Source organism: Paracoccus sp. S1E-3, assembly GCF_013868135.1.
In the GTDB taxonomy this organism is placed as follows: domain Bacteria; phylum Pseudomonadota; class Alphaproteobacteria; order Rhodobacterales; family Rhodobacteraceae; genus Paracoccus.
In genome coordinates this window covers 965,497-990,090 of the sequence record NZ_JACEMU010000004.1, presented here as the reverse complement: position 1 = coordinate 990,090, position 24,594 = coordinate 965,497, and the positions used below count along the sequence as shown (strand labels likewise).

25 protein-coding genes are annotated in these 24,594 nt (G+C 66.6%); 18 read left to right on the top strand and 7 right to left on the bottom strand.

Features of this window, described 5'->3' with window-relative positions; genetic code table 11:
- The first annotated feature begins 5 nt into the window (after positions 1 to 5).
- Positions 6 to 458 carry a ribonuclease HI gene (gene rnhA / locus H1S04_RS04895; RefSeq protein WP_181744408.1) on the top strand — a complete coding sequence of 151 codons (453 nt, stop codon included), beginning with the start codon at positions 6 to 8 and terminating at the stop codon, positions 456 to 458.
- Here the strand turns inward: rnhA and H1S04_RS04890 are convergent.
- The gene (locus H1S04_RS04890) at positions 446 to 985 is read right to left on the bottom strand and encodes a DUF177 domain-containing protein (protein ID WP_181744407.1); all 540 of its coding nucleotides are present in this window, start codon (positions 983 to 985) and stop codon (positions 446 to 448) included. The genes rnhA and H1S04_RS04890 overlap by 13 nt on opposite strands.
- Positions 986 to 1,159: 174 nt before the next feature.
- On the opposite strand from H1S04_RS04890, the gene H1S04_RS04885 reads away from it, so the two are divergent.
- The 5 genes from H1S04_RS04885 (at position 1,160) to H1S04_RS04865 (ending at position 4,123) form a co-directional block, all read left to right on the top strand.
- On the top strand, positions 1,160 to 1,546 hold the full coding sequence (locus H1S04_RS04885; protein WP_370470487.1) for an outer membrane protein assembly factor BamE: 387 nt from the start codon (positions 1,160 to 1,162) through the stop codon (positions 1,544 to 1,546).
- Positions 1,547 to 1,608: 62 nt separating this feature from the next.
- A complete protein-coding gene (locus H1S04_RS04880) occupies positions 1,609 to 2,748 on the top strand; it encodes an AI-2E family transporter (RefSeq protein ID WP_181744405.1) in 1,140 nt (379 codons plus the stop codon).
- 161 nt (positions 2,749 to 2,909) lie between these two features.
- A complete protein-coding gene (locus H1S04_RS04875) occupies positions 2,910 to 3,671 on the top strand; it encodes a GNAT family N-acetyltransferase (RefSeq protein WP_181744404.1) in 762 nt (253 codons plus the stop codon).
- Complete coding sequence (locus tag H1S04_RS04870; RefSeq protein WP_181744403.1) at positions 3,671 to 3,943, top strand: hypothetical protein; 273 nt, start codon at positions 3,671 to 3,673, stop codon at positions 3,941 to 3,943. The genes H1S04_RS04875 and H1S04_RS04870 overlap by 1 nt, the downstream gene beginning before the upstream one ends.
- 36 nt (positions 3,944 to 3,979) lie before the next feature.
- A complete protein-coding gene (locus H1S04_RS04865) occupies positions 3,980 to 4,123 on the top strand; it encodes a hypothetical protein (RefSeq protein WP_181744402.1) in 144 nt (47 codons plus the stop codon).
- A 21-nt stretch (positions 4,124 to 4,144) separates the two neighbouring features.
- Here the strand turns inward: H1S04_RS04865 and H1S04_RS04860 are convergent, their stop codons facing one another.
- Complete coding sequence (locus H1S04_RS04860) at positions 4,145 to 4,891, bottom strand: MipA/OmpV family protein (protein ID WP_255435451.1); 747 nt, start codon at positions 4,889 to 4,891, stop codon at positions 4,145 to 4,147.
- Between the two features lie 185 nt (positions 4,892 to 5,076).
- Positions 5,077 to 6,924, bottom strand: coding sequence for an ABC-F family ATP-binding cassette domain-containing protein (locus H1S04_RS04855; RefSeq protein WP_181744400.1), 1,848 nt, complete (start codon positions 6,922 to 6,924; stop codon positions 5,077 to 5,079).
- Positions 6,925 to 7,448: 524 nt separating this feature from the next.
- Here H1S04_RS04855 and ndk point away from each other — a divergent pair.
- The 7 genes from ndk to H1S04_RS04820 all read left to right on the top strand — a co-directional run bounded on the left by ndk (position 7,449) and on the right by H1S04_RS04820 (position 12,879).
- Positions 7,449 to 7,871, top strand: a complete 423-nt coding sequence (ndk, locus tag H1S04_RS04850) for a nucleoside-diphosphate kinase (RefSeq protein WP_181744399.1) — start codon at positions 7,449 to 7,451, stop codon at positions 7,869 to 7,871.
- Between the two features lie 113 nt (positions 7,872 to 7,984).
- Positions 7,985 to 8,911 carry an ACP S-malonyltransferase gene (fabD, locus tag H1S04_RS04845; protein WP_181744398.1) on the top strand — a complete coding sequence of 309 codons (927 nt, stop codon included), beginning with the start codon at positions 7,985 to 7,987 and terminating at the stop codon, positions 8,909 to 8,911.
- 5 nt (positions 8,912 to 8,916) lie between these two features.
- On the top strand, positions 8,917 to 9,627 hold the full coding sequence (locus H1S04_RS04840; RefSeq protein WP_181744397.1) for an aspartate/glutamate racemase family protein: 711 nt from the start codon (positions 8,917 to 8,919) through the stop codon (positions 9,625 to 9,627).
- Entirely contained in the window at positions 9,620 to 10,357 is a 738-nt protein-coding gene (gene fabG, locus H1S04_RS04835; RefSeq protein WP_181744396.1) for a 3-oxoacyl-[acyl-carrier-protein] reductase, read from the top strand. Before H1S04_RS04840 ends, fabG begins: the two co-directional genes overlap by 8 nt.
- A gap of 159 nt (positions 10,358 to 10,516) precedes the next feature.
- On the top strand, positions 10,517 to 10,750 hold the full coding sequence (locus H1S04_RS04830) for an acyl carrier protein (protein WP_101498706.1): 234 nt from the start codon (positions 10,517 to 10,519) through the stop codon (positions 10,748 to 10,750).
- Positions 10,751 to 10,978: 228 nt separating this feature from the next.
- Positions 10,979 to 11,776, top strand: a complete 798-nt coding sequence (locus H1S04_RS04825; protein WP_181744395.1) for a hypothetical protein — start codon at positions 10,979 to 10,981, stop codon at positions 11,774 to 11,776.
- Positions 11,777 to 12,009: 233 nt separating this feature from the next.
- On the top strand, positions 12,010 to 12,879 hold the full coding sequence (locus H1S04_RS04820; protein WP_181744394.1) for a DMT family transporter: 870 nt from the start codon (positions 12,010 to 12,012) through the stop codon (positions 12,877 to 12,879).
- On the opposite strand, the gene H1S04_RS04815 is transcribed toward H1S04_RS04820, so the two are convergent.
- Positions 12,876 to 13,334: an Lrp/AsnC family transcriptional regulator gene (locus H1S04_RS04815; RefSeq protein ID WP_220185087.1), complete on the bottom strand. Its 459-nt coding sequence runs from the start codon at positions 13,332 to 13,334 to the stop codon at positions 12,876 to 12,878. The genes H1S04_RS04820 and H1S04_RS04815 overlap by 4 nt on opposite strands.
- 95 nt (positions 13,335 to 13,429) lie before the next feature.
- Between H1S04_RS04815 and H1S04_RS04810 the strand changes: the two genes are divergently transcribed.
- The gene (locus H1S04_RS04810) at positions 13,430 to 14,386 is read left to right on the top strand and encodes a nucleoside recognition domain-containing protein (protein ID WP_181744393.1); all 957 of its coding nucleotides are present in this window, start codon (positions 13,430 to 13,432) and stop codon (positions 14,384 to 14,386) included.
- Between the two features lie 40 nt (positions 14,387 to 14,426).
- On the opposite strand, the gene H1S04_RS04805 is transcribed toward H1S04_RS04810, so the two are convergent.
- Positions 14,427 to 15,056 carry a DUF1190 domain-containing protein gene (locus H1S04_RS04805; RefSeq protein ID WP_181744392.1) on the bottom strand — a complete coding sequence of 210 codons (630 nt, stop codon included), beginning with the start codon at positions 15,054 to 15,056 and terminating at the stop codon, positions 14,427 to 14,429.
- A 2-nt stretch (positions 15,057 to 15,058) separates the two neighbouring features.
- Positions 15,059 to 16,282, bottom strand: coding sequence for a glutathionylspermidine synthase family protein (locus tag H1S04_RS04800; RefSeq protein WP_181744391.1), 1,224 nt, complete (start codon positions 16,280 to 16,282; stop codon positions 15,059 to 15,061).
- 144 nt (positions 16,283 to 16,426) lie between these two features.
- Here H1S04_RS04800 and H1S04_RS18875 point away from each other — a divergent pair, with 144 nt between their 5' ends.
- A complete protein-coding gene (locus tag H1S04_RS18875; RefSeq protein ID WP_181744390.1) occupies positions 16,427 to 18,064 on the top strand; it encodes a M10 family metallopeptidase in 1,638 nt (545 codons plus the stop codon).
- Between the two features lie 12 nt (positions 18,065 to 18,076).
- Here H1S04_RS18875 and H1S04_RS04790 read toward each other — a convergent pair whose 3' ends face one another.
- Positions 18,077 to 18,730, bottom strand: a complete 654-nt coding sequence (locus H1S04_RS04790; RefSeq protein ID WP_181744389.1) for a TetR/AcrR family transcriptional regulator — start codon at positions 18,728 to 18,730, stop codon at positions 18,077 to 18,079.
- Positions 18,731 to 19,075: 345 nt separating this feature from the next.
- Here H1S04_RS04790 and H1S04_RS04785 point away from each other — a divergent pair, with 345 nt between their 5' ends.
- Genes H1S04_RS04785 through H1S04_RS04775 form a run of 3 tightly spaced genes read left to right on the top strand, consistent with a single transcriptional unit; the run spans position 19,076 to position 24,542 of the window.
- On the top strand, positions 19,076 to 20,323 hold the full coding sequence (locus H1S04_RS04785; RefSeq protein ID WP_220185086.1) for an efflux RND transporter periplasmic adaptor subunit: 1,248 nt from the start codon (positions 19,076 to 19,078) through the stop codon (positions 20,321 to 20,323).
- On the top strand, positions 20,320 to 23,376 hold the full coding sequence (locus H1S04_RS04780) for an efflux RND transporter permease subunit (RefSeq protein WP_181744388.1): 3,057 nt from the start codon (positions 20,320 to 20,322) through the stop codon (positions 23,374 to 23,376). Before H1S04_RS04785 ends, H1S04_RS04780 begins: the two co-directional genes overlap by 4 nt.
- A complete protein-coding gene (locus tag H1S04_RS04775; RefSeq protein WP_181744387.1) occupies positions 23,373 to 24,542 on the top strand; it encodes an RsmB/NOP family class I SAM-dependent RNA methyltransferase in 1,170 nt (389 codons plus the stop codon). Before H1S04_RS04780 ends, H1S04_RS04775 begins: the two co-directional genes overlap by 4 nt.
- The last annotated feature ends 52 nt before the right edge of the window (positions 24,543 to 24,594 follow it).

The window sequence follows — 24,594 nt, the reverse complement described above, 5'->3', positions numbered from 1 at the left end:
GCCGCATGAACGATTTATTTGCATGGACCGACGGGGCCTGTTCCGGCAATCCCGGCCCCGGAGGCTGGGGCGCGCTGCTGCGCGCCATGGATGGCGACACCATCGTCAAGGAACGCGAACTGTCCGGCGGCGAGGCCGACACCACCAACAACCGGATGGAGCTGATGGCGGCGATTTCCGCGCTCGAGACGCTGACCCGGCCCTCGGCCATCACCATCACCACCGATTCGGCCTATGTGAAGAACGGCGTGACAAGCTGGATTCACGGCTGGAAACGGAACGGCTGGAAGACCGCCGACCGCAAGCCGGTGAAGAATGTCGATCTATGGCAGCGGCTGGACGCGGCGCAGGCGCGCCACAAGGTCACATGGGCGTGGATCAAGGGCCATGCTGGGCACCCGGAAAACGAACGCGCGGACGAACTCGCCCGCGCGGGCATGGCGCCCTACAAGTCCTGATCGGGCTTTTTCGCCTTCATCAGATCGGCAAGACCGGCAAAGGGGCGGCGAGGCTCGTCTTCCCCGCTGTCGTCCTGCACGTCGTCGGGCAGCTCGGCCCCCGGCGCGCGCGGATGGGTCGGCAGCGCCAGCGCCAATGCTTCCAGCGCGATGTCGCCCAGCTGAATCCACTGGCCCAGGGGCTCGACGGTTTCATCGCCCATTTCGATTTCTTCCTCGTCCGGGGTGCTGACATGGGGCGAGAAGGTCAGCGAGACATCCTCGGTCAAGGTGGTCTCCACCGGCGCCAGCGTGATCACGCAGGCCTGCACGACGGTTGCGCGCAACTGCCCCGTCAGCGCCCAGGCATCCGAACCGGAGGCGCGAATCGCCCCCTCGAAACGGAAGGCGGGCAGGTCCAGCAGGTCGAGATCATCGGCAATGGCGCGGCGTGCAGACGCATCGGGCGTCAGATCGAACGGATTGGGGCGGCTGGGCGAGAGATGAGAGACCCGCAGCCGTTCCGGCAGGGGATTCGATGTGTTCATTGCGGCTTTCCAAACGGATACGGACACTTGGCCGTGATGTTCTTGAGCGGCCCGCCCGAGTTTGCTAAGCCTCGTGAGCGGCGTCAACCGGGGCCGTGCACGAGGCGGGAATATCGACGTATGACTTCTATCCGCAGCATTGTTCTTGCGCTGACGCTGGTAATTTCCGGTTGCGTGCCGATTTATCGCCATCATGGCTATATCCCGCCCGCCGAAGACCTTGCGCAGGTGGTGGTCGGTCAGACCACGCAGATGGATCTGGAAACCCTGATCGGGCGCCCATCCTCGCAGGGTCTGCTGGCGGGATCGGGCTGGTATTACGTTGGATCGCGCTGGCGCCATTATGGACCGACGCGGCCGACCGAGGTCTCGCGCGAGGTCGTCGCCATCACCTTCACGCCAGACGGAACCGTCGCGAATGTGGAGCGCTTCGGTCTGGAGCAGGGCCGGATCGTGGTGCTGTCGCGGCGGGTGACCGATTCGAGCGTCACCTCGTTCAGTGCGATTCGCCAGATCCTCGGCAGTATCGGCAATCTCAATCCGGGCAGCGTCATCGACTGATCTGCCCGACGCAGGAAGGCGCGGCGCGACCGTCTCGCGCTGCGATCCGTCAGGAAGCGGCCATGCAGACATCATCTGAACGCCCCGATTCCGAACCCACGCCGACCGGCCATCCGGGCACCGGCCTGAGGGTCGCGCATCGGCCGGTGCCGCTGGCGACAATCCTGACGGTCTTCGCCATCGGCATCGGGCTGGTCATGGTCTGGAAACTGTCCTTCGTGCTGCTGATGGGCTTCGCCGCGGTGCTGGTGGCCATCGCGTTGCGCATGTCGGCCAATTATCTGTCGCACTGGTTGCCGATCAGCCCGACTGCGGGCGTCTTTCTGGTCATGACGCTGGTGTTCATGGCGATCATGGCGCTGATCATGAATGCCGGCCCCCAGATCACCCAGCAGATGCGCCAGCTGATCGCCGCCCTGCCGGAGGCCTGGCGGCAGGTCATGGCCTGGCTCAGCACCTCGACGCTGGGCAATCTGGTGATCGATCAGGTTTCCGAGGGCGCCCGCGCCGCCCAGTCGGGCGAGGCGGCGCGGGCCTCGGCCAGCACCTTCAACGGGCTTCTCGGCTTTCTGCGCGGAACGCTGAACGCCGCCACCGGCAGCATCGCCAATCTCGTTCTGGTCGTCACCGTGGCGATCTTCCTCGCGATCAATCCCGGCCCTTATATTCAGGGCGCGCTGCAACTGGTGCCGATCAGCCACCGGCCCCGCGCCGCCGCCATTCTCAAGGAACTGGGCGACAAGCTGTGGAGCTGGCTCGCCGGGCAATCGCTGGACATGGTGGTGGTGGCCGTCATGTCGGGTTTCGGTCTGTGGATGCTGGGAATCCCGCTGGCGCTGGCGTTGGGGATCATCGCCGGGATCACCAATGCCATCCCCTATATCGGCCCCTTCATCGGCGGCACGCCCGCGGTGCTGTTCGCGCTGACTCAGGGGCCGCGCGACGCGCTGTATGTGCTGATTCTGTTCATCGTGATCCAGCAGCTGGAGGGCAATGTGATCATGCCGCTGATCCAGCGCCGCGCCGCCGGGCTGCCGCCGGTGATGACGATCTTCGGGGTGATCGCCTTCGGCGTGCTGTTTGGCCTGCCCGGCATTCTGGTCGCAGCACCGCTGATGGTGGTCGCGATGGTGCTGGTTCAGCGTCTGTATATCGAGGACGTGCTGGGCGATCATCTGCCCCCGCACCGACCCTTGGAGTGAGACTTTCCGGGCTGCGGCCGCCGCCGAGCAGCTGGCGGCGGACAGGCGCCGGGAATTCATGACCGGGGTGCGGCGCCCGCATTGCGAAACTCTTCTGTTGCGCCATCGTTACAACAGCGGAATATGCAGAGGCGGGACCAGCACCGGCGAAGCGGGGTTAGATGCAGGCGATGATGCTCGGGAAGGGTCACCTTCAGGCCCGCGAGGCAGCGACCGAGGCCGATCTTCAGGCCGCACAACGGTTGCGCTGGCTGGCCTTCATGGGCAAGCGCGGGGCCTGCGACGACGGGGCGGCCGTCGATGCCGATGATTACGACGCCGATTGCCGCCATGTCCTCATCGAGGACCGCCGCAGCGGCCAGTTGCTGGCAACCTTCCGCTTTCTGCATCTGCAAAGCGGCGCCGAGATTGGCCGCTCCTATTCCGCGCGACATTATGATCTGGATCGGCTGCGCGATTTTCCCGGTCCGATGGTCGAGATGGGGCGCTTCTGCATCCATCCCGAACATGGCGATCCCGATATCCTGCGGCTGGCCTGGGGGGCGATGACGGGCTATGTCGACCGGCATGGGGTGCAGTTGCTGTTCGGCTGCTCCTCCTTCATCGGCACGGAAACGCAGGGTTATGCCGACGCTTTCGCGCTGCTGAAGGACCGCCATCTGGCGCCACGGCGCTGGCTGCCGCGGGTGAAGGCGCCAAAAGTGTTCCGCTTCGCGCGCGCGCTGGCGCGGTTCAAGCCCGATCTCCGGCGCGCGCAGGCGGAGCTGCCGCCGCTTCTGCGCACCTATCTGCTGATGGGCGGCTGGGTCAGCGACCATGCGGTGGTGGATGACCAGCTTGGCACGCTGCACGTCTTCACCGGGCTGGAGGTCGCCGCCATCCCGCCCGCGCGGCAGAGACTGCTGCGCGGCGTGGCGGGCTGATGGTCTGGCTGGCCGCGGTCGCGCTGATCGCCGCTTTCCTCATCCAGAATGTTGCCGAACTGCGCGGCGGCGGCCCCCCGGTTCCGGGCTTTCTGAACCGCCGCGATGCGGCCTCGCTGCAGCGGGGGAGACGCCGGGCCGTGACGATCGTCAGCGTCGCGGTGCCGCTTCTTCTAGTGGCGGGGCTTTGGCTTGGCCTCGATTGGCTGGTCCTGATGCTGGCAGGCGCACTTGCTGGCGCCGCCGTCGCGCAACTGGGCCAAAGTCTGTAGCTGGGCAGTCTGGCGCCGGGCACGATTCCGGGTCTGTTGCTGATGTTGCCGGGCGCGATCTGGCTGATCGTTCAGCTTCGTCCCGCGCCGGTCCAGATGATCTGGGTCGCCATGGGCATAGCGGCGATGATGCCGCTGCTGATGTTGGTCTGGCGGCTGGCCATACGGCGCGACATTTGACGACTGCCCCGCGCCAAATTCTCAGAAGGCGAAGTTCAGCGTCCGCACGATGCCCAGCTTGATCGAGGGCTGGTTGCGGTCCTCCACGATCGGGCTGTCGCCCGCATCGCCGATCAGGCGCGAGAATTTCACTTCGCCCATGATCGCGGTATTGGGGGCCAACTGGTAACGCCCCTCCAGGCTGATGGCGGCAGAGTTGAAACCGCCACCCGGCGTATAGGCGCTGTAATCGGTGCGCGCGGCCTCGGCATCGCTGACGCCGAAATAGGTCTCGTTATATCTGTCATTGCCGTAACCGGCTTCCAGACCGGCCCAGAAGGTCATCCGGTCGGTGGTCTCGAACCGATAGGTCGCGCCCAGTGCGCCCGTAATGCCGTGATGCCCGCCGAAGCCCTTGCGCATGGTCGCATAGGCGGTGGTCTGACCGACATTGTAGGTGGCTTTCAGACCAAGCTCATAGGCATAGCCTATCTCGTCCAGCCCCTCCAGCCGCTCATCGTCATCGGCATTGCGTTTGCCGACCAGATTGACGTTGGGCGAAATCGAGAAGCCCGAATTCTCGCCCGCACCATAGCCCCGCAGGCGCAGGTCGCGCATGATCAGCCAGGGCGTTGCCTCGAACTCATCCGAGCCCTGATAGGTCGGCTTGTAGGCCGCGCCCAGACCGATATCGACCGATATCTGGTTCGGGCCGGTGCCGATCGTGTCCTGCGCGAAAACGGGGGTCGAGGCGACAAGGGCAGCGATCAGCGGCAGGGCGAATTTCATGGGCATATCCTGAAATGGGGATCGGGGCAGGCGATCCATTTTTTGGTAACACGCATCTGCCCATCAGGAAAACAGTAATCAAGGCAAAGCCGACGACCGGGCGGCCGCGCGGTCCGAGGCGTGGCCTGCGCGCAACGGGTCGGGTCCGGCGATGGCGGCCCGGTGCCGATCCGCGTGGGGGGGCGTCAGCCCCGCTCGGCCCGGTCCAGCCGTTCCAGCGCCTCCATCCACAGGGCTTCGGCGCGGGTCATCGCCTCGGTCGCCTCGGCGTGTTTGCGGCCCCATTTCTCGACCTCGACCGGGTCGTCATAGACCCTGGGATCTGCCATCTTGACGCCCAGCCTGTCGAGCATCTCGGTCAGCTTGGTGATGCGGTCCTCGGCCCGGCGGGCTTCGGCGCGCAGTTCCAGGATCTCGTCGCGGCTGGCGCGTTTGGCGGGCTTGGGCGCCGGCATCCGCGCGGGCTTGTCGTCCGACGATGACAGCAGCATGGCACGGTAATCGTCCAGATCGCCCTGCCAGGGCGCGACACCGCCCTGATCGACCAGCCACAGCCGTTCGGCCACCAGCGACAACAGGTGCATGTCGTGGCTGACCAGCACCACGGCGCCGGTATAGTCGTTCAGCGCCTCGGTCAAAGCCTCGCGGCTTTCGATGTCGAGGTGGTTGGTCGGTTCGTCCAGCACCAGCAGATGCGGCGCGTCGATGGTGGCGATCAGCAGCGACAGTCGCGCCTTCTGGCCGCCCGAAAGCTGGCCGACCCTGGTGGTGGCCTGCGCCTCCATCAGGCCGAACCCCGCCAGTCGCGCGCGCAGCTTTGCGGGCGCCTCGCTTGGCCGCAGGCGGCGGATATGGTCGAGCGGCGTCTCGTCCAGTTCCAGCTCGTCCACCTGATGCTGGGCGAAGTAGCCGACGCGCAGTTTCGAGGACCGGGTGATCTGCCCGGCCATCGTCCCCAACCTTTCGGCCAGCAGTTTCGACAGCGTCGATTTACCCTGACCGTTGCGGCCCAGAAGCGCGATGCGGTCGTCCTGATCGATGCGCAGGTTCAGGTGGCGCAGCACGGCGCGGTCGCCATAGCCGACCGACACATCCTCCATCGCGATGATGGGGGGTGACAGCTGTTCGGGCGCCGGGAAGGTGAAGCGGTGGAACTTCGCCTCCTCGGGCGCGGTGATCGGCTCCATTTTGGCCAGCATCTTGATGCGGGCCTGCGCCTGCACGGCCTTGGATGCCTTGGCCCGGAAGCGATCGACGAAGCTTTGCAGATGCGCGCGCCGGGCTTCCTGTTTCTTCGCCTCGGAGGCCTGAAGCGCGCGCTTTTCGGCGCGGGTGCGGGCGAAGGTGTCGTAGCCGCCTGTGTAAAGCACCAGCTTGCGGTCCTCGAGATGCAGGATATGGCCCACGGCCCGGTTCAGCAGGTCGCGGTCATGGCTGATGACGATGACGGTATGCGGGTAACGCGCCAGATAGCTTTCCAGCCACAGCGCCCCTTCGAGGTCGAGATAGTTGGTCGGTTCGTCCAGCAGCAGCAGATCGGGCTGCGCGAACAGCACCCCCGCCAGCGCCACCCGCATCCGCCAGCCGCCCGAATAATCGCTGGTGGGTCGCGCCTGATCCTCGGTCGAGAAGCCAAGGCCGCGCAGAATGGTGGCGGCGCGGGCCTCGGCCGACCAGGCGTCGATATCGGCCAGCCGGGTCTGGATCTCGGCGATGCGATGGGGATCGGTGGCGGTTTCGGATTCAGTCAGCAGGGCGGCGCGCTCGGTATCGGCGTCCAGCACCGTGTCCAGCACCGAACGCCCGGTCCCCGGCGCTTCCTGCGCCACGCCGCCGATCTTGGCGCGCGAGGGCAGGCTGATCGCGCCGCCATCCAGCGCCAGCTCGCCCCGCAGCAGCTTGAACAGCGTGGTCTTGCCGGTGCCATTCGGCCCGACCAGGCCGACCTTGTGGCCCGACGGGATCGCCGCCGAGGCATGTTCGAACAGCGGGCGGCCCGCGATGGAATAGGAGATGTCATCTATACGCAGCATGGCGTTGCCATGGCGCAGCTGCGCCTTTGCGTCAATGGCTGGCGAGGGGATTGCCCCCGCAGGTAGTGTATCAGCGGCGCATTGGCGACAGTTCCGCGCTCGCCACGAACGGGTTGGCGGGCAAAGGCGGGTTGAAGGCGATGCGGGCGGGGACTGCGGCGCGCCGCGCAAGTCGGTCAGGATATGGTCCTTGGAGCGGCAACTCGCCGGCGCGGGCTGTGGCCGGCCCCGGTGACGAGGTCGCGGGCCGGGTAGGGGTGCTCCGTGATGACAGCGGGCGGCTGTGCGGGCGATATCGGCGCATCGGCCATGTCGCGGGTGTTGGATTATGGCCGCCAGATCCGCGGGCGATATCACCTGCCGGTCCGCATATGGCGTGTCCCGCCCCAACCGTGCGGGCCACAGCCTATTTCCGCCGTGCGCGCCGCCGCCGTCACGGCTTTTCAACATCAGGCCCGCATGCTATGCGCCGCCCACAAATTTCCGCGCGGGGCATCCCTGCGCCCATTCTGACGGAGTATCCCATGGCCACCGAACGCACCCTCTCGATCATCAAGCCCGACGCCACCAAGCGCAACCTGACCGGCAAGATCGTCGCCAAATTCGAAGATGCCGGCCTGCGCGTCGTCGCCTCGAAGCGCATCCACCTGTCGCCGGCCGAGGCTGGTGCCTTCTACGCCGAACACGCTGCCCGTCCGTTCTATGGCGAGCTGGTCGAGTACATGGCCTCGGAACCGGTCGTCGTGCAGGTTCTGGAAGGCGAAGGCGCCATCGCGAAAAACCGCGAAGTGATGGGCGCGACCGATCCGGCCGAAGCCGCCGCCGGCACCATCCGCAAGGAATTCGCGCTGTCGAAAGGCGAAAACTCGGTCCACGGTTCGGACAGCCCGGAATCGGCCGCGCGCGAGATCGCCTTCTTCTTCTCCGGTCTCGAACTGGTCGGCTGATTTCAACCGTCATTCGCAATGAAGGGGCGCGGGCCGAAGGGTCGGCGCCCCTTTCTGTTGCCGCCACGGCACGGGCGGGTTAGGACGGGGAAAATCTAAAAGGGGTCAAGATCATGCGTGCATTCGTTTTTCCCGGACAGGGCGCCCAGACCATCGGAATGGGTCGTGAACTGGCGGAAACCTATCCCGCCGCGATGGACGTTTTTCGCGAGGTTGATGAGGCGCTTGGCGAAAACCTCTCGAAACTGATCTGGGAAGGCGATGCCGACGAACTGACGCTGACGCGCAATGCCCAGCCGGCGCTGATGGCCACGTCCATGGCGGCCTTCCGCGCGCTGGAGGCCGAGGGCTTCGGCATCAAGGATGCCGATTATGTCGCCGGGCATTCGCTGGGAGAATATTCGGCGCTCTGCGCGGCGGGCGCGCTGAGCCTGACGGATACGGCGCGGCTTCTGCGCCTGCGCGGGCAGGCGATGCAGGATGCGGTGCCGGTCGGCGTCGGGGCGATGGCAGCGATTCTGGGCCTCGATTTCGCGACCGTAGACGAAATCGCGCGCGAGGCGGCGGGCGACGAGGTCTGTCAGGCCGCCAATGACAATGATCCGGCGCAGGTGGTGATCTCGGGTCACAAGGACGCTGTGGAACGCGCGGCGGCGCTGGCGAAGGAACGCGGGGCGAAACGGGCGCTGATGCTGCCGGTTTCCGCACCGTTTCATTCGGTGCTGATGCAGCCGGCGGCGGCGGCGATGGCCGATGCGCTGGCAGCCGTGGACATTCACCCCCCCGCCGTGCCGGTGATCGCCAATGTCCGCGCCGAGCCGGTCAGCGAACCCGGCGCCATCCGCATTCTGCTGGTCGAACAGGTCACCGGATCGGTGCGTTGGCGCGAATCGATCGAATTTCTGACCGGCGCGGGCGTGACCGAATTCTGGGAAATCGGCGCGGGCAAGGCACTCTCGGGCATGATCAAGCGCATCAGCAAGGACGCGGTCACCCGCAACATCGGAGCGCCAGCCGACATCGCCGCCCTCAAGGGCTGAGGCCGATGCGGATCATCGGGATGTTGGGCGGCATGTCCTGGGTGTCGACGGCGGGCTATTACGCCTGCCTCAACCGCCTCGCATCCGAACGGATGGGCGGCCTGCACTCGGCCCGGATCCTGCTGCATTCGGTCGATTTCGCGCCCATCACGCAGATGCAGCGGGACGGCGACTGGGCGGCGGCGGCCCACGTCCTGACCGAGGCCGCGCGCGGTCTGGAAGCAGCCGGCGCCGGGGTGATCCTGATCGCGGCCAACACCATGCATATCGTGGCCGATCAGGTGCGCGAGGCGACGGTGCTGCCCTTCATCCACATCGCCGATGCGACCGCCGACACCATCGCCGCCGCCGGGCTGAGCCGTCCCGGCCTGATCGCCACCGCCTTCACGATGGAGCTGCCCTTCTACCGCGACCGTCTGGAAGCGGCGGGCCTGACGCCGGTCATCCCCGAGCCGGCGGTGCGGGCCGAAATCCACCGCATCATCTTCGATGAACTGTGCCGGAACGAGATCCGCGCGGGCAGCCGTCGCTTCTACGAGCGGGTGGCCGCGGATCTGATCGCGGCAGGCGCGGATTGCATCATACTCGGTTGTACCGAAGTCGGCCTGCTGCTGTCGGCGGCGAATGTCGCGGCCCCGGTTTTTGATACGGTCGAAATACATTGCCGGGCGGCGCTGGAAGCCGCCTGTTTCGAGACAGGAGAGACATATGTTTGATCTGACAGGAAAACGTGCACTGGTGACGGGCGCTTCCGGCGGCATCGGGGGCGCCGTGGCCCAGGCCTTGCACGCCGCCGGCGCCACCGTCGCGCTGTCGGGCACGCGCGAGGCCCCGCTGGCCGAACTCGCCGCCACGCTGGGCGAGCGCGCCCATGTCGTCACCGCCAATCTGGGCGATGCGACGGCGGTCGAGGCGTTGCCGAAGGCCGCCGCCGAGGCCATGGGCGGCATCGACATTCTGGTCAATAACGCCGGCATCACCCGCGACAACCTGTTCATGCGCATGTCGGACGAGGAATGGGCGCAGGTGATCGAGGTCAACCTGACCTCCAGCTTCCGGCTGATGCGGGGGGTGCTGCGCGGTATGATGAAGGCGCGTTGGGGCCGGATTGTGAACATCACCAGCGTGGTGGGAACGACCGGCAATCCGGGGCAGGGGAATTATGCCGCCGCCAAGGCCGGTCTGGTCGGGATGTCGAAGTCGCTGGCCTATGAGGTCGCGAGCCGCGGCATCACCGTGAACTGCGTGGCGCCGGGCTTCATCGCCACCGCCATGACCGACAAGCTGAACGACGATCAGAAGGGCAAGATCCTGACCCAGATCCCGGCGGGCGCAATGGGCGAAGCCACCGATATCGCGGCGGCGGTGCTGTATCTGTCCAGCCCCGAGGCGGGTTACGTCACTGGTGCAACCCTGCATGTCAACGGTGGCATGGCGATGGTCTGATCCTGCCCTTCGACAGGGTTTTCGGCAGGCGAAGGGCCGCAAAAGCGGTTGCAAGGGCGGGGTTGGCTGCTATATCCCGTCTTGAGGCCAAGGGGGAAACCCCGGCGTCGCGGCATGGCCGCACATCTGGGCGATTGCCCGCGAACATGAGGAAAAGACATGAGCGATATCGCTGATCGCGTGAAGAAAATCGTTGTCGAGCATCTCGGCGTTGATGAGGACAAGGTGGTCGAAACCGCTTCGTTCATCGATGATCTGGGTGCGGACAGCCTCGACACGGTCGAGCTGGTCATGGCCTTCGAAGAAGAATTCGGCATCGAGATCCCCGACGACGCCGCCGAAACCATCCAGACCTTCGGCGATGCCGTGAACTTCATCAAGGGCGCGGTCTGATCCACCCCTGATGGAAGTCTGGACTTCAGGAATGCGGCGCCCTCGCGGCGCCGTTTTTCTGTGCCGCGATGCGTGGGCGGCTTGCCCTCGGGCGGATATATCGCGGTGCCTGTACGCGGAAAGCCATGGGCTGCGAAAATCTCGAATGTCTTGTCGTTTCCCGTCTCGACCTTCTGATGCGGTGGAGACAGGCTTGCGCATTACGGCGCAGCGGCGGCGGAGGAGCTTATGGACCATCCCGATCCCTCGGCGTCGAGCCGCGACCGCGCGGCTGTCGCGCGCAGTTGGCGCCGCTATTTCGATCCTCAGCCGGGCGACGCGGCAGAACTGCCGCTACCCGATCCCGAGGTGGATCTGGGGCCGTTCCTGCGCGACATCATCCCCGGAACGGCGCAGCGGCCATGGATGGGGCGAAACCGCGATCTCGCCGCGCATTTCGCCGGGATTGAGGTTGAATTTCTCGGCTCGCCCCGCATCGCGCATGTGCTGGCCTGCACGATCGTCTGCCTGCGCCGGGATGCGGAAAACCCGGTGGCGCGGCGGATCTTCTGGCGCATCCTGACCGAGATGGGGCCTGAGGTCGCGGTGATGCTGAACTCGCGCTGGCTGACCTCGATCTGCGACACCGTCGTCGACATCGCCGAGAACGATCTGGACCGTGCGGCGGCGCTGATGGGGACGCTGTTCATCAACACGCTGAAGATCGCCGAAACCGAGCGGCGGCTTTATCTTCCCGCCCGGCCCTGGCCCCCGCAGACGCGGCTGCGTTCCGGCGGCCATATCTATGACGGGGTGCAGACCATCTATACGGTGACGCCGGGCGATGTGGCGGGCCTGCTTGACCGGATCGAGCGAGGCTTGCAGCTCGACACGCCGCTGAGGCCGGTCCTGATCGAACTGATCCACCGCGCCATCGAAGGCGACAATTGCGTCAACCGCATCATCAGCCTGACCGGCCAGCCCAAGCGGCCGCTGGCCCCAGCCGAGGCGCTGGCGGCGGTGAAGAAGATCATGGAGAGGCTTTAGGCGCCGCGGGCGGGCCGGCGCCGCGCGCCGAATATCCGCAAGCGGGATTGAAACTCCCCGACGCCAAGGGCTATGCTGCTCCTATCGACTGAGTGGCAACTAGGGTTCCGGGCCATCCGCCGCTGGACCGAGCGTTGCAGAGACCATGGGCGTTCCGTGGCTGCACCCAAGGGATAAAAGCCCAGGGGCGGAGACGTCGAGATCAACCGCGCCCGCGCGCAAAGGGGGTCTCCATGACGCTTGTCTCGATTCTACTGGTCGTTCTCGCATCCTTCATCCATGCCAGCTGGAACCTGCTGGCCAAGCGTGCCGCTGCCGCGGGGCCGTATTTCGTCTTCGCCTATACGCTCGTCGCGGCTGTGGTCTACGGGCCATGGGTCGGCTACCTGCTGACGCGCGGGGGGCTGATCTGGACATGGGCGGGGGCGGGTTTCGTGCTGCTCAGCGCGCTGATCCATCTCGGCTACAGCCTGTTCCTGCAGCGCGGCTATCAGGTCGCGGATCTGTCGGTGGTCTATCCGGTGGCGCGGGGGACCGGGCCGATGCTGTCCTCGCTGGCGGCCTTTCTGCTGCTGGGCGAGACGCCGACGGCGGCGGGGCTGCTGGGGCTGGTGCTGGTGGTCGCGGGCATCCTGATGATTGCCACCCAGGGACGGCTGGCGGCGTTTTCGACGCCGGGCGGCCATGCGGGGCTGCGCTGGGGCACCGCCACGGGCGGCCTGATCGCCAGCTATACGGTTGTCGACGCCTATGCGGTCAAGGCGCTGGGGGTTGCCCCGGTGGTGCTGGACTGGTTCACCAATCTGCTGCGCCTCCTCATGCTGCTTCCGCTGGTCGCCAGCCGCCCCCGCCGCGCCATCGAGGCGATGCGCGGCTATTGGGGGCTGGCGCTTGGGGTGGGGGTGCTGTCGTCGCTGTCCTACATCATCGTGCTGTCGGTGCTGACGGCGGGCGCGCCGGTCAGCATCGTTGCGCCCATGCGCGAGATGTCGATGATGGTCGGTGCGCTGATGGGCATGATCATTCTGCGCGAGCCGGTCGGACCGGTCCGGCTGGCCGGTTGCGCGGTGCTGGTGCTGGGTGTGATCCTGCTGGCGGCCTAAAGCCGGATCGACAGGTCTTCCTTGGCGGTGCGGATCACCATCATCGTGTAGAAGCGCGCGACATTTGTATTATCGCGGAACAGCCGCTCGGCGAGGGCGTCGAACTCCTCCATGTCGCGCAGGTGCAGCATCAGGATCACATCGACGCTGCCGGTGACCGCATGGGCGGTGGCGACCGCCGGTTCCGCCGTGGCCAGCGACAGGAAGCGACGCATGTGCTGATCGCCATGCAGCTTCAATTCGACCGTGACCCAGGCTTTCAGGACGCGGCCGGCCTTGGCCGGGTTCAGGATGGCGACGGTGCGGTCGATGATGCCAGCCTCGCGCAGCCGGCGGATGCGGCGCAGGCAGCTGGAGGGCGACAGCCCGGCCTCGGCCGCGAGGTCGGCATTGGTGCGGGCGGCGTCGCGCTGCAACAGGTTCAAAAGCTTGCGGTCGATGCGGTCCAAGGTCACGGCTCCGGTTTGCAACAATATTGCACGAGGGCGCAATCTTTGACCACATCTGCCACCTGCCTCGGGTTACAGATCGGCGGAAGGAGAAGCCGATCATGTCCCACCCCATCCTCGACAAGACCCGCCTGACGCTGCTGCTTTATTGGGAGCTTGCGCGCATCATCATCCCGGTCACCATCGCCACCGAGATCCTGTCGCGGCTGGGCCTGATCGCGGCGGTGGCGCCGGCGTTGGCGCCGGTCATGGCGCTGTTCGGCCTGCCGCCGGAACTGGGGCTGCCCTGGCTGACGGGGATGCTGGTCGGCATCTGGGCGGCGGTGCCGATGGTGTTCGTGCTGCTGCCGATGGGTGCGCTCAGCGGGGCGGACATCACCGTCTTTTCGGCGCTGCTGCTGTTCGCCCATGCGCTGCCGATCGAGCAGAAGATCATCCAGCGCGCCGGGCCGGGCCTGATCGTCACCACGCTGCTGCGGCTGGGCGGAGGGATGCTATATGCGTTCCTGCTGCATCAGGTTCTGACGGCGACCGGCTGGCTGGCGGGGCCGATGCAGCCGGCCTGGATCCCGATGGCGGCCGATGGCGGCTGGCCCGGCTTCTTCATCGGGCTGGGCAAGACCATGGCGATGATGCTGGCGATGCTGCTGGCGCTGTCCTGGGGCATGGAGATCCTGCGCGTCACCGGGTTAATGGCCTGGCTGATGCGGCTGCTGGCACCGGTGCTGCGGCTGGCAGGCATCCGCGGCGAGGCGGCGGAGCTGACCTCGGTCGGGCTGTTCCTCGGGGTTTCCTATGGCGGCGGCCTGCTGATCCGCGAGGCGCGCTCGGGCCGGGTCTCGCCCCGGCAGGTGTTTATTTCCTGCGTTTTCATGGGGTTCGCCCACAGCGTGATCGAAGACACCGCCATCGTCATGTCGGTCGGTGCGAATATCTGGGGCGTGCTGGCGGGCCGGGTGGTCTTTGCCATCGCCGCCACCGCTCTGATTGCGCAGGTTCTGCGCACTATCCCGGACGAGCGCTTCCTGCGCTGGGGATTTCGGCCCGCGCCGCGGTAACGGCGCCCGGGTTCCCGTATGGGCAGCAGCGGCGCCTGGATCAGCCGCCGACGCTGCGCATGCCGCCGGTGCTGCGGGTGCCGCCGGTGCTGCGCGCGGTCGCCGACGCCCCGAAGCCGCCCCGTTGCGACACCTGCGCCGCCGTCATCGGCGCCTTGCCGATGGTCGCAGGCGCCTTGGTGAAGGTCGAGGTCGCGACCTTGCCGGTGCCCCGGTTCGACGCGAAGCTCTGGTTGCCCGCGGGTGTCGAGAAGCCGCCCTGCGCGGTGCGCACCATCGGCTGCGAGAAGACCCCGCGCCCGCCGCCCAGCATCGAGCCGAGCATGTAGCCCATGAACAGCGGCATGAAGACGGATCCCATGCCGGGCTGGTTTTGCGCGGTCGGATCACCACCGCAATTGCCGGCGCCATGTTCCTGTTCGCACAGCTCGCGAGATTCGTAGCGCGGGGCGGTTTCCAGATATTCCTGCTGGGCCTGCGCGAACTGGGTCTGGCAATCCTGTTCGGTGAAGAACAGCGATCCGTTCTTCGCCTCGGCAATGCAGCTTTCCAGATCGGGGAAGGCGGCGGCATCGGTCTTTTCTTCCTCGCAGGCCGCCAGTGTCATCACGGCGGCGCCGGCCAGAAACAGCGCCACATGGCGCGAGCGTTTGCGGATCGGTGCGGTCATGTTCAGCCCTCGATGTAATGCGGCTTGAAGCGCGACATGTTGTGGGTGATGCGCGAGGCATCTTCGCGCAGGCCCATGCCCACGCAGGTCTGGCCGACGATCCAGGATCCGATCACCGGGTAGAAGCCGCCGAAATCCGGCAGCCGCGCCAGCCCCTGGATGATGCGCGGGTGGTCGTCATAGGTATCGTCCGGCGCGCGTTCCGTCTCGCGTCCGGCCTCGGTGATGATAACCCCGGCGCCCTCGCGCGAGAAGATGGGCTTGGAGACATAGCCCGCCCGCAGCGTGTCCTCGGCGGCGGCGAAGGCGCGGGCCGTGGCGGGGGCGGGCTTGCCGCCGCGCAGGGCCTCGGCCACATCGGCTTCGAAAAAGGCCGGCAGCAGGTTTGGATGACCGGGAAACAGCCGCCACAGAAGCGGCAGAAGCGCCTTGTTCGACACCACCGCCTTCCACGGCGGTTCGATGAAACGCGTCCCCGACGCGGCGAGGTGGCGCGCGAAATCGTCGCGCAGCATGTCCTCCCACGGATAGAGCTTGAACAGGGTGCCGATCACCCGGTCCTCGTCATCGGCGAACTGGCCCTCCTCGGTCAGACCGATCCCGGCGAGATCGGTGAAATGCGCGCCCAGATCCGCCTCGCGAGCGGCCCAGGCGAGGGCCTCGACGGTGGCGTAATCTTCGGGATTGGTCTTGTCGGCGGCGAAATGGACATCGGTGCCGGGGGCGGCGATCTCGGCCCAGCGGGTCGCCAGCGCTTCGTGGATGGCGTTGAACTGGTCAGTGTCGGGCGACAGCACGCCCAGACGCTGCTGCTCCTCCAGCCAGAGCCACTGGAACGAGGCGGATTCGTAAAGCGAGGTCGGCGTGTCGGCGTTGTATTCCAGCAGCTTGGCCGGGCACTGACCGTCATAGGCCAGATCCATGCGGCCATAAAGCTCCGGCTCGCCGGCCTTCCAGCTGTCGGCGACGAAATCCCAATGCTCGGGCGGGATGGCCATGCGGGTCATCCATTCGTCGCTGGCAAGCGCCGTCGCCACCGCCTCGCGGACCAGACCGTGCAATTCGGTCGAGGGGTCTTCGATCGCCTCCTCGACCTCGCGCAGCGAGAAGCGATAGGCCGAGCTTTCGTCCCAATACGGCTCGCCGCCCATATCGGCGAAGGTGAAGCCCAGTTCGGCCGCGCGGTCGCGCCAGCCGGGGCGCTCGGGAAGGCTGACCTTGTCCATGATCGCTCTCTGTTGCCTGTATCTCACAGATGACGCCAGGCGAGGCCGGATGCAAGGCATGGGGGACAATTCGCCGCCGAATTCGCTGGCGAGGCGAGTGACAATCGGGCATGGGTGATGGAATATGTGCAAGGGTTGGTGAGCATGAGTAAATATACGGTTGATCAGGTTGGGAATTATCTGTCTTCGGGGTTTTGGGCGGGGCGCACGCCCGTCAATCTGGGCAGTACGATCACTGTCGACCTGTCATCGCTGACCGCTGCGAATGATTTTCTCGCCCGTGCGGCGATCAGCGCCTGGGCGGATCTTGGGCTCAATTTCTCGTTCGCGACGGGCGGTCATGCCGATATCAAGCTGCAGGATGACTTTTCGGGCGCCTATACGGATTGGACCCGTCCGCGGGATAACGGGTGGTGGTTCTCGACCTATTACCCGACGGTCAATGTCGGCCGCGATTTTACCCAGGCCTACGGTTCAAAGTATGGAGAATATCTGTCCCAGACGTGGCTGCACGAAATCGGCCATGCGCTGGGTCTGGGTCATGCGGGAAATTACAATAATCGTGCGACCTATGGCATCGACAATCATTACGCCAATGACAGCTGGCAGATGTCGGTGATGTCCTATTTCGCGCAGGACGATAATTACACGACCGGCGCATCATTCGCTTATGTGCTGACGCCGATGCCTGCCGATATCGCCGCCATTGAAAATCTGTATGATCTCCAGCCGACGGCGGGCGCAGGTGATACGACCTATTTCTGGGATACCAACGCCGGCGGGGCGCATGGACGGATCGGGCGGATGATCTCGAATGGCACGCTGGCGGATACGCCGTTCACGCTGACGATCATGGATCGCAGTGGCATCGACAGGCTGAATTTCCGGGGCGAGACCGCGGCGGTCAATATCGACCTGACGCCCGGCTCGATCAATTCGGCCTTCGGCTTGCGCGGCAACGTGCTGATCGAGCGGCGGACCGTGATCGAGAATGTCGACGGTTCGGCCGGCAATGACGTGATCAAGGGGCAGGACGCGGACAACCAGCTGATCGGACGGGGGGGCAATGACCGGCTGGAAGGCCGGGCGGGCCAAGACGACCTGGTCGGGAATGCCGGGGACGACATGCTGATCGGGGGCACCGGCGACGACCGGCTGACCGGCGGCGGCGGGCGGGATGTGCTGGACGGCGGCGCGGGCAGCGATACCGCGGTCTATATCGGCGCGACCGGTGTGCTGGTCGATCTGGCCAGACCCGAGCGCAACACCGGCGATGCCGCCGGCGACAGGCTGATCAGCATCGAGAATGTCATCGGGACCGCCGGCGAGGACACGCTGCGCGGCACCGCCTACGACAATCGCCTGGTCGGCGGTGCCGGCAATGACCAACTGGATGGGGACTGGGGCGTCGACATTCTGGAAGGCGGTGCCGGCAATGACGTCTTGCGTGGCGGCGCGGGCAGCGACCGGCTGTTCGGGGGCGACGGCGCGGACCGGATCGTGGTCGATTTCGGGCAGGACCGCGTGCGTGGCGGCGACGGCGCCGACGTATTCCTGTTTCACGGCGGCCAGATGACGCTCGTGGATTTCACCGACAACGTGGATGATCTGGTGATCTATCGCGCGGCGGTCGCCGATGCCGATCTGACCAAGGCCGAGATCCTCGACAATGCAAAAATCGTCGGTGGTGACATGCTGCTGTATCTGACGCCCAGCCGACTGATCCGGTTGGAGGGTGTCACCGATGTCTCGACGCTGGCCGACGACCTGTTCCTGATCTGATCCGCAGCCGGTCTAGCCGTTCTGCGCGGCGGCGTCGCGCAGGACCCGCTTGACCAGGCTGTCCGCCAGAACCGTGGCCGAGACCGGGGTCAGCAGTTCCAGCCGCCCCGAGGAGCGCAGCTGCGCGATCCCCTGAATGGCCGCGAAAAGCGCCGTGGTCTCGCTTTTGGCGGCCTCGGGCGACATGGCGGGGGCAACCGCGCGCAACTCGTTCGCGACCCGCGTCAGCAGATCGGCAATGGCGTTCAGATACCATTCGGGGAACAGCTCGGACCGGCGCGGGCCTTCGAACAGGGCGCGGAAGACCATCGGCTCGGCCTCGACCAGATCGAGATAGCGCGTGCACAATGCCCGCAGCCGCGTGGCAGGATCCGCGCCGGGCAGGTCGGCGAACAGCTCGGCGATGCGGGCGAAGTTGTCGCGGTTCACCTGCCACAGCACGTCCGGCAGACTCTCGAACAGGTTGTAGATTGTGCCCGGCGTATAGCCCACAGCCTGCGCCAGCCGGCGCGCGGTCAGCGCTTCGGGACCCTCATGCATGATGATCTCGCGCGCTGCTTCCAGTGTCGCCTGCCGCAATTCCTCACGCGAACGGCGCACCCGGACCCTGAGGGCGCCGGACTTGCTGGAAACGCGCGGTTTTGCCAGTTGCTGGGTCGGGGGCATGTTGCGAATAAGAATTGCGAGAAATAGATAATGCAACTTTACGCTGCATTGGCCTCAGGTCAACGGCCTGTCGCGGGATCGGGCGAAATGCCGGGCACGTCAGGGCGAAAACGCGCCGATCCGACGCTGACGGTGCGCAGATTCGGTCGCGCGGCGGAATTTCGGCCGCGCCTCGGGCAGGGGCGGCCTTTTGCTTTTGTCTGTGGCGTCCCTGCTGTAGGGTCAGCGCGACTGAACAATCGGGGCGTCCGCGCGTTGCATGGCCTGCGCGGGGGATGCGCGCGCCGAATGGGCCGCCGTTTCGGGACGCGCGCGCTGAATGCTGAATGTTGAAGGAAAAAGCCCGTGCTGCGAACCCTGATCGCCCTCGCCTTGCTGGCCATTCCGGCCCATGCCGCCGACGCGGCCGATGCCGGGGCGGCGCCCTCTGCCAGCGCGGCGCAGCCCGCAACGGTCGACACCGCCCGCGTCACCCCGGTCGAAGTGCGGGTGCCGGCATCGGGGTCGCTGGTGGCGCGGCAACCGGCGCTTGTCTATCCGCAGCTTTCTGGCGCAGAGGTCACCGAATTGCTGGCCGAGCCGGGCGATCACGTGACCCGCGGGCAGGCTCTGGCGCGGCTGTCGCAATCGGCGGTCAAGGCCCAGCTGGCCCAGGCCGAGGCCGAATTGCAGCGCAGCGAGGCTGCGGTCCGCCAGGCCCGCAACCAGATCGACAGCGCCGAGGCGACCTTCGCCCAGGCGCTGGCGGCGTTGAAACGGACCCGGCAATTGCAGGCAGGCGGTTCCGCCACGCGGGCGGCGTTGGACGATGTTGTCGCCGCCGAGGCGGCGGCGCGCGCGCAGGCGGCCTCGGCCCGCGACGGGCTGGCCGTGGCCGAGGCTGCCCGCGCCCAGGCCGCGGCGGCGGTCGACCTCGCGCAGCTGAACCTTGGCTGGACCGAGGTGACCTCGCCGGTTGACGGCGTCGTCAGCGCCCGTGCCGTCCAGCTTGGGGCGATGGGCAGCGGCGCCGGCGATCCGATGTTCACCATTATCAGCGACGGCAGCATCGAGTGGCAGGCCGAGGTGGTGGAAACCGCCCTGCAGCAGCTGAAGCTGGATGATCCCGCCATCGCCAGCGTTGCGGGCCTGGGCGAGGTCCGGGGCTATGTCCGCCGGTTGCCCGCCGCCGTTGACGCCGCGACCCGGTTGGGCGAACTGCGCATCACGCTGGAGGCGACCGCAGGGCTGCGGCCGGGGCTGTTCGCCAACGGCTGGATCATCGTCGACCGTCATGACGGGCTGACCGTGCCGCTGACGGCGGTGCTGGACGATAACGGCGGGCAGGTGGTGCAGGTGGTGTCGGACGGCCGGGTCGAGACGCGCAAGGTTCAGGCCGGCGTCATCTGGCAGGGCCGGCGCGAGATCCTCTCGGGCCTGAAGGCGGGCGAGCAGATCATCGCCCGCGCCGGCGCCTTCTTCCGCGACGGCGACCGGGTGATCCCGGTAACAGAGGATGCCGCCCCCGCAGCCGAGGCCCAGGATGGGGGCGAGGCACCCGCACCGGTGCAGGACCGCGCGCAGGACAGCGCCAGCGCCGGGGTGCAGCCATGAATCTGTCCACCTGGTCCATCCGTCACCCGGTGCCGCCCATCGCGCTGTTTCTGGTGCTGCTGCTGGCAGGTATCTACAGCTTCCGCACGCTCGCGGTGACGCAGTTTCCGAATATCGACCTGCCCATCGTGACCGTCTCGCTGGGGCAGCCCGGCGCAGCCCCCTCCGAACTGGTCACGCAGGTCGCACAGCCGCTTGAGGACGCCATCGCCTCGGTCGTGGGGGTGCGCCATACCACTGTCACCGCGTCCGACAGTTCGGTTTCCGTGGTGGTGGAATTCGAATTGGAGACCGACAGCGACCGCGCCGTCAACGACATCAAGGATGCCGTGGCCGAGGTTCGGGGCGAACTGCCCGACAGCGTGACCGAGCCGGTCGTGCGACGGCTGGACGTGACCGGCATGCCGATCCTGACCTATGCCGTGCGCGACGACGGACGCTCGATCGAGGAACTGTCGAAATTCGTTGACGACACCATCGCGCGCGAACTGGCCTCGGTCGAGGCGGTGGGCAAGGTCAGTCGCCTGGGCGGCGCAAATCGCGAGATCAAGGTCGAGCTGGACCCCGATCGCCTGCTGGCGCAGGGGCTGACGGCGGCGGGCGTCTCCGATCAGTTGCGGGTGCGCAATATCGACCTCGGCGGCGGCCGCGGCGATCTGGACGGGACGGAATTTTCAATCCGCGCGCTGGGGGCGGCCGGCACGCTCGACCAACTGGCCGCCACCCCGATCCGCATCGCCGGGGGGGCCACGATCCGGCTGGATCAGCTGGGCACCATCATCGACGGCGCCTCCGAGGTGCGCGGCTTCGCGCTATATGACGGGATGCCGGTGGTGGCCTTCGGCGTCTTCCGCGCCAGTGGTGAATCCGATCTGGTCGCGGCCGATGGCACCAAGGAAAAACTGGCCGAAATTCAGGCCCGCTACCCCTCGACCGAGATCTACCTGATCGACGACACGACGGTGTATACCGAATCCAACTTCCACCGCGCGATGGAGACGCTGTATGAAGGCGCGGCCCTCGCCATCGTGGTGGTCTTTCTGTTCCTGCGCAACTGGCGCGCCACGCTGATCGCGGCGCTGGCGCTGCCCTTGTCGATCATCCCGACCTTCTTCGTGATGGACATGCTGGGCTTCACCCTCAACACCATCAGCCTGCTGGGGATCACGCTGGTCACCGGGATTCTCGTCGACGACGCCATCGTGGAAATCGAAAACATCGTCCGCCACATCAATATGGGCGTGCCCGCCTATCAGGCCTCGGAAGAAGCCGCGACCGAGATCGGCACCACCGTCATCGCGATCAGCTTCTCCATCGTCGCGGTCTTCGCCCCGGTCAGCTTCATGTCCGGCATCGCCGGGCAGTATTTCAAGCAGTTCGGCCTGACGGTCGCGATCTCGGTGCTGCTGTCGCTGCTGGTCGCGCGGATCATCACGCCGATGCTGGCCGCCTATTTCCTGAAGGACGCCCATGTGGCCGAGGTGAAGGACGGCCCGGTGATGCGCGTCCTGATGCGGGTTTCAGGCTGGACACTGAAGCACCGGGCGCTGACGCTGCTGGCAGGGCTGGGGATCTTCGCGGGCTCGATCTATTCGGCGACGCTGCTGCCGGGCGAGTTCATGCCGCCCACCGATATCGGCCGTTCGACGGTGACGGCGGAACTGCCGCCGGGCGCCACCATCGCCGAAACCGAGGACGCGGCGCGGCGCCTGACCCGTGCGCTTGATCCCTTCCCCGAAGTGCAGTCGGTCTTCGTCGAAGGCGGCGGCAGCAATGTCGCGGTGGCGAAGCTGTTCATCAATTACGGCGCCCGAGAGGATCGCGAGCGCAGCCAGTTCGAGCTGGAGGCCGAGATCAAGCAGGCGCTTGCCGACATGCCCGACATGCGGCTGAGCTTTCAGAACGAGAACGGCGAGAACGACATTTCGATCAGCGTGCTTGGCGATACCGAGGCGGCCGCCACCGAGGCCGCGCAGATCCTCGCCGATCAGATGGCGCAAATGCCGGAACTGGAAGGTGTCATCAGCGAGGCCGATCTGCGCCGCCCCGAAATTACCATCACCCCGAAGCCGGATCTTGCCGCCGGCATGGGCGTGTCGGCGGTCGATCTGGCCACCACCCTGCGCATCGCCACCATCGGCGACAGCGAGGAAAACGTCGCGAAATACAATGCCGGAGACAGTCAGATCCCCATTGTCGTGCGCCTCAACCGCGCCGCCCGCGAGGATCTCGAGGTGCTGCGCAGTCTGCGGGTGCCGGGCGCGAACGGTCTGGTGCCGCTGGAAACCGTGGCCGTTCTTGGCTATGGTGCGGGGGCGACGGAAATCAGCCGCTATGACCGCCGTTTCCGGACCACTGTCAGCGCCAATCTGGTCGATGGCGCGCGGCTGGGGCCGGTCTCGGCCAAGGTCACGGAGATGCAGACCAGCGTGCAACTGCCTCCCGGAACCGAGATCGAATCCTCGGGCGATGCGGAAATCATGGCCGATATCTTCGAAGCCTTCGGCACCGCCATGGCTGCGGGCGTGCTGCTGGTCTATGTGGTGCTGGTGCTGCTGTTTCACAGCTTCATCACCCCGATCTCGATCCTGATGTCGTTGCCGCTGGCCATCGGCGGCGCCATTTTCGCACTGTATTTCTTCAATTATGCCATGAGCTTGCCGGTGCTGATCGGCTTTCTCATGTTGATGGGCATCGTGACCAAGAACGCCATCATGCTGGTGGAATTCGCCCTGACCGCGATGTCAGCCGGGGCGCCGAAACGGGTGGCGCTGCTGGACGCCGTCCATAAACGTGCCCGCCCGATCGTTATGACCACCATCGCCATGACTGCGGGCATGGTCCCCTCGGCGATCGGATCGGGTGCCGGGGGCGAGTTCCGCGCGCCCATGGCGGTGGCGGTGATCGGCGGCCTGCTGTTGTCGACGCTGCTGTCGCTGCTGTTCGTGCCGGCGCTGTTCTCGGTCATCGAAGGGGGGCAGGCCCGGCTGAGCCGCTGGATCCGCGCTCGGCTGGGCATCAACCGCGCCACCCATGCCGGAGAAGCGCGATGACGCCGGCTGCCCGCATCGAGGCCGCCATCGGCATCCTCGACCGGGTGCTGGCGGGCACCCCGGCCGAGGCCGCGCTGATCGGCTGGGCACGCGCCAGCCGCTTCGCCGGCTCTGGCGACCGCGCGGCCATCCGGGATCTGGTGTTCGAAGCCCTCCGCCGCCGTGACAGTCTGGCCGCATGGGGCGGCGCGCTGACCGGGCGCGGGCTGATGCTGGGCCTCATCCGCGCCCGCGCCGAGGACCCGGCCACGGTCTTCACCGGCGAGGGACATGCGCCCGCACCCCCAACCGCGGCGGAACTCGCCGGCGGCGATCCGGCACGGGCCGCAGCGCTGCCGGATCTGCCCGATTGGATATGGCCGGACTGGCAGGCCGCATTGGGCGAAGCGGCGCTGCCGCTCGCCCAGGCGATGCGTGTCCGCGCCCCGGTCTGGCTGCGCGCCAACCCGCGCCGCGCCAGCATCGAGGCCACGCGTGCAGCGCTCGCCGCCGAAGGGATCGAGACCGAGCCGCATGACAGCCTGCCCACCGCGCTGCGCGTCACCGCGGGCGAACGGCGCATCGCCGGTTCGGCGGCCTATCGCGACGGGTTGGTCGAGCTGCAGGACCTCTCGCCCCAGCTGGCCTGCGCGGCGCTGCCGCTGTCGAAAGGCGCGCGGGTGCTGGATTTCTGCGCCGGCGGCGGTGGCAAGTCGCTGGCCCTCGCCGCGCGCGAGACGGTGGAACTGACCGCCCATGATGCTGCGCCCGCCCGCATGTCCGACCTGCCCGAGCGGGCGCGCCGTGCCGGTGCGCGGATCGCGCTGTCGCCCCCCGACACGCTGGGCGGGGATTACGATCTGGTGGTGACGGATGTGCCCTGCTCCGGCTCGGGCACATGGCGGCGCACGCCCGATGCCAAATGGCGGCTCACGCGCACGGCGCTGGATGAGCTGCGCCGGACCCAGGCGCAGATCCTGTCTCAGGTCGCGCCGCTGGTTCGGCCGGGAGGGCGGATCGCCTATATGACCTGTTCGTTGCTGGATGCCGAAAATGGTAGTCAGGTTGACGGGTTTCTTTCCCGGCATCCCGATTTCCGGCATGAAATGTCACAGACCTGGTCGCCGGAAAATGCTTCGGATGGGTTCTTCCTGGCGCTGCTGCGGCGCGAAGATGATGGACGTTAATCCTTTGTTAAACTCTGAGCGCTAAGCCGATGGGGAGTTGGAAGGGAAAACG

Coding starts and splice junctions, on each gene's coding strand:
- H1S04_RS04820 (WP_181744394.1), top strand. CDS start 12,010: ATGACGCTTGTCTCGATTCTACTGGTCGTTCTCGCATCCTTCATCCAT.
- H1S04_RS04790 (WP_181744389.1), bottom strand. CDS start 18,730: ATGCCCCCGACCCAGCAACTGGCAAAACCGCGCGTTTCCAGCAAGTCC.
- rnhA (WP_181744408.1), top strand. CDS start 6: ATGAACGATTTATTTGCATGGACCGACGGGGCCTGTTCCGGCAATCCC.
- H1S04_RS04805 (WP_181744392.1), bottom strand. CDS start 15,056: ATGACCGCACCGATCCGCAAACGCTCGCGCCATGTGGCGCTGTTTCTG.
- H1S04_RS04800 (WP_181744391.1), bottom strand. CDS start 16,282: ATGGACAAGGTCAGCCTTCCCGAGCGCCCCGGCTGGCGCGACCGCGCG.
- H1S04_RS04830 (WP_101498706.1), top strand. CDS start 10,517: ATGAGCGATATCGCTGATCGCGTGAAGAAAATCGTTGTCGAGCATCTC.
- H1S04_RS04780 (WP_181744388.1), top strand. CDS start 20,320: ATGAATCTGTCCACCTGGTCCATCCGTCACCCGGTGCCGCCCATCGCG.
- fabD (WP_181744398.1), top strand. CDS start 7,985: ATGCGTGCATTCGTTTTTCCCGGACAGGGCGCCCAGACCATCGGAATG.
- H1S04_RS04840 (WP_181744397.1), top strand. CDS start 8,917: ATGCGGATCATCGGGATGTTGGGCGGCATGTCCTGGGTGTCGACGGCG.
- H1S04_RS04860 (WP_255435451.1), bottom strand. CDS start 4,891: ATGAAATTCGCCCTGCCGCTGATCGCTGCCCTTGTCGCCTCGACCCCC.
- H1S04_RS18875 (WP_181744390.1), top strand. CDS start 16,427: ATGAGTAAATATACGGTTGATCAGGTTGGGAATTATCTGTCTTCGGGG.
- H1S04_RS04870 (WP_181744403.1), top strand. CDS start 3,671: ATGGTCTGGCTGGCCGCGGTCGCGCTGATCGCCGCTTTCCTCATCCAG.
- H1S04_RS04825 (WP_181744395.1), top strand. CDS start 10,979: ATGGACCATCCCGATCCCTCGGCGTCGAGCCGCGACCGCGCGGCTGTC.
- H1S04_RS04855 (WP_181744400.1), bottom strand. CDS start 6,924: ATGCTGCGTATAGATGACATCTCCTATTCCATCGCGGGCCGCCCGCTG.
- H1S04_RS04880 (WP_181744405.1), top strand. CDS start 1,609: ATGCAGACATCATCTGAACGCCCCGATTCCGAACCCACGCCGACCGGC.
- ndk (WP_181744399.1), top strand. CDS start 7,449: ATGGCCACCGAACGCACCCTCTCGATCATCAAGCCCGACGCCACCAAG.
- fabG (WP_181744396.1), top strand. CDS start 9,620: ATGTTTGATCTGACAGGAAAACGTGCACTGGTGACGGGCGCTTCCGGC.
- H1S04_RS04890 (WP_181744407.1), bottom strand. CDS start 985: ATGAACACATCGAATCCCCTGCCGGAACGGCTGCGGGTCTCTCATCTC.
- H1S04_RS04875 (WP_181744404.1), top strand. CDS start 2,910: ATGCAGGCGATGATGCTCGGGAAGGGTCACCTTCAGGCCCGCGAGGCA.
- H1S04_RS04810 (WP_181744393.1), top strand. CDS start 13,430: ATGTCCCACCCCATCCTCGACAAGACCCGCCTGACGCTGCTGCTTTAT.
- H1S04_RS04775 (WP_181744387.1), top strand. CDS start 23,373: ATGACGCCGGCTGCCCGCATCGAGGCCGCCATCGGCATCCTCGACCGG.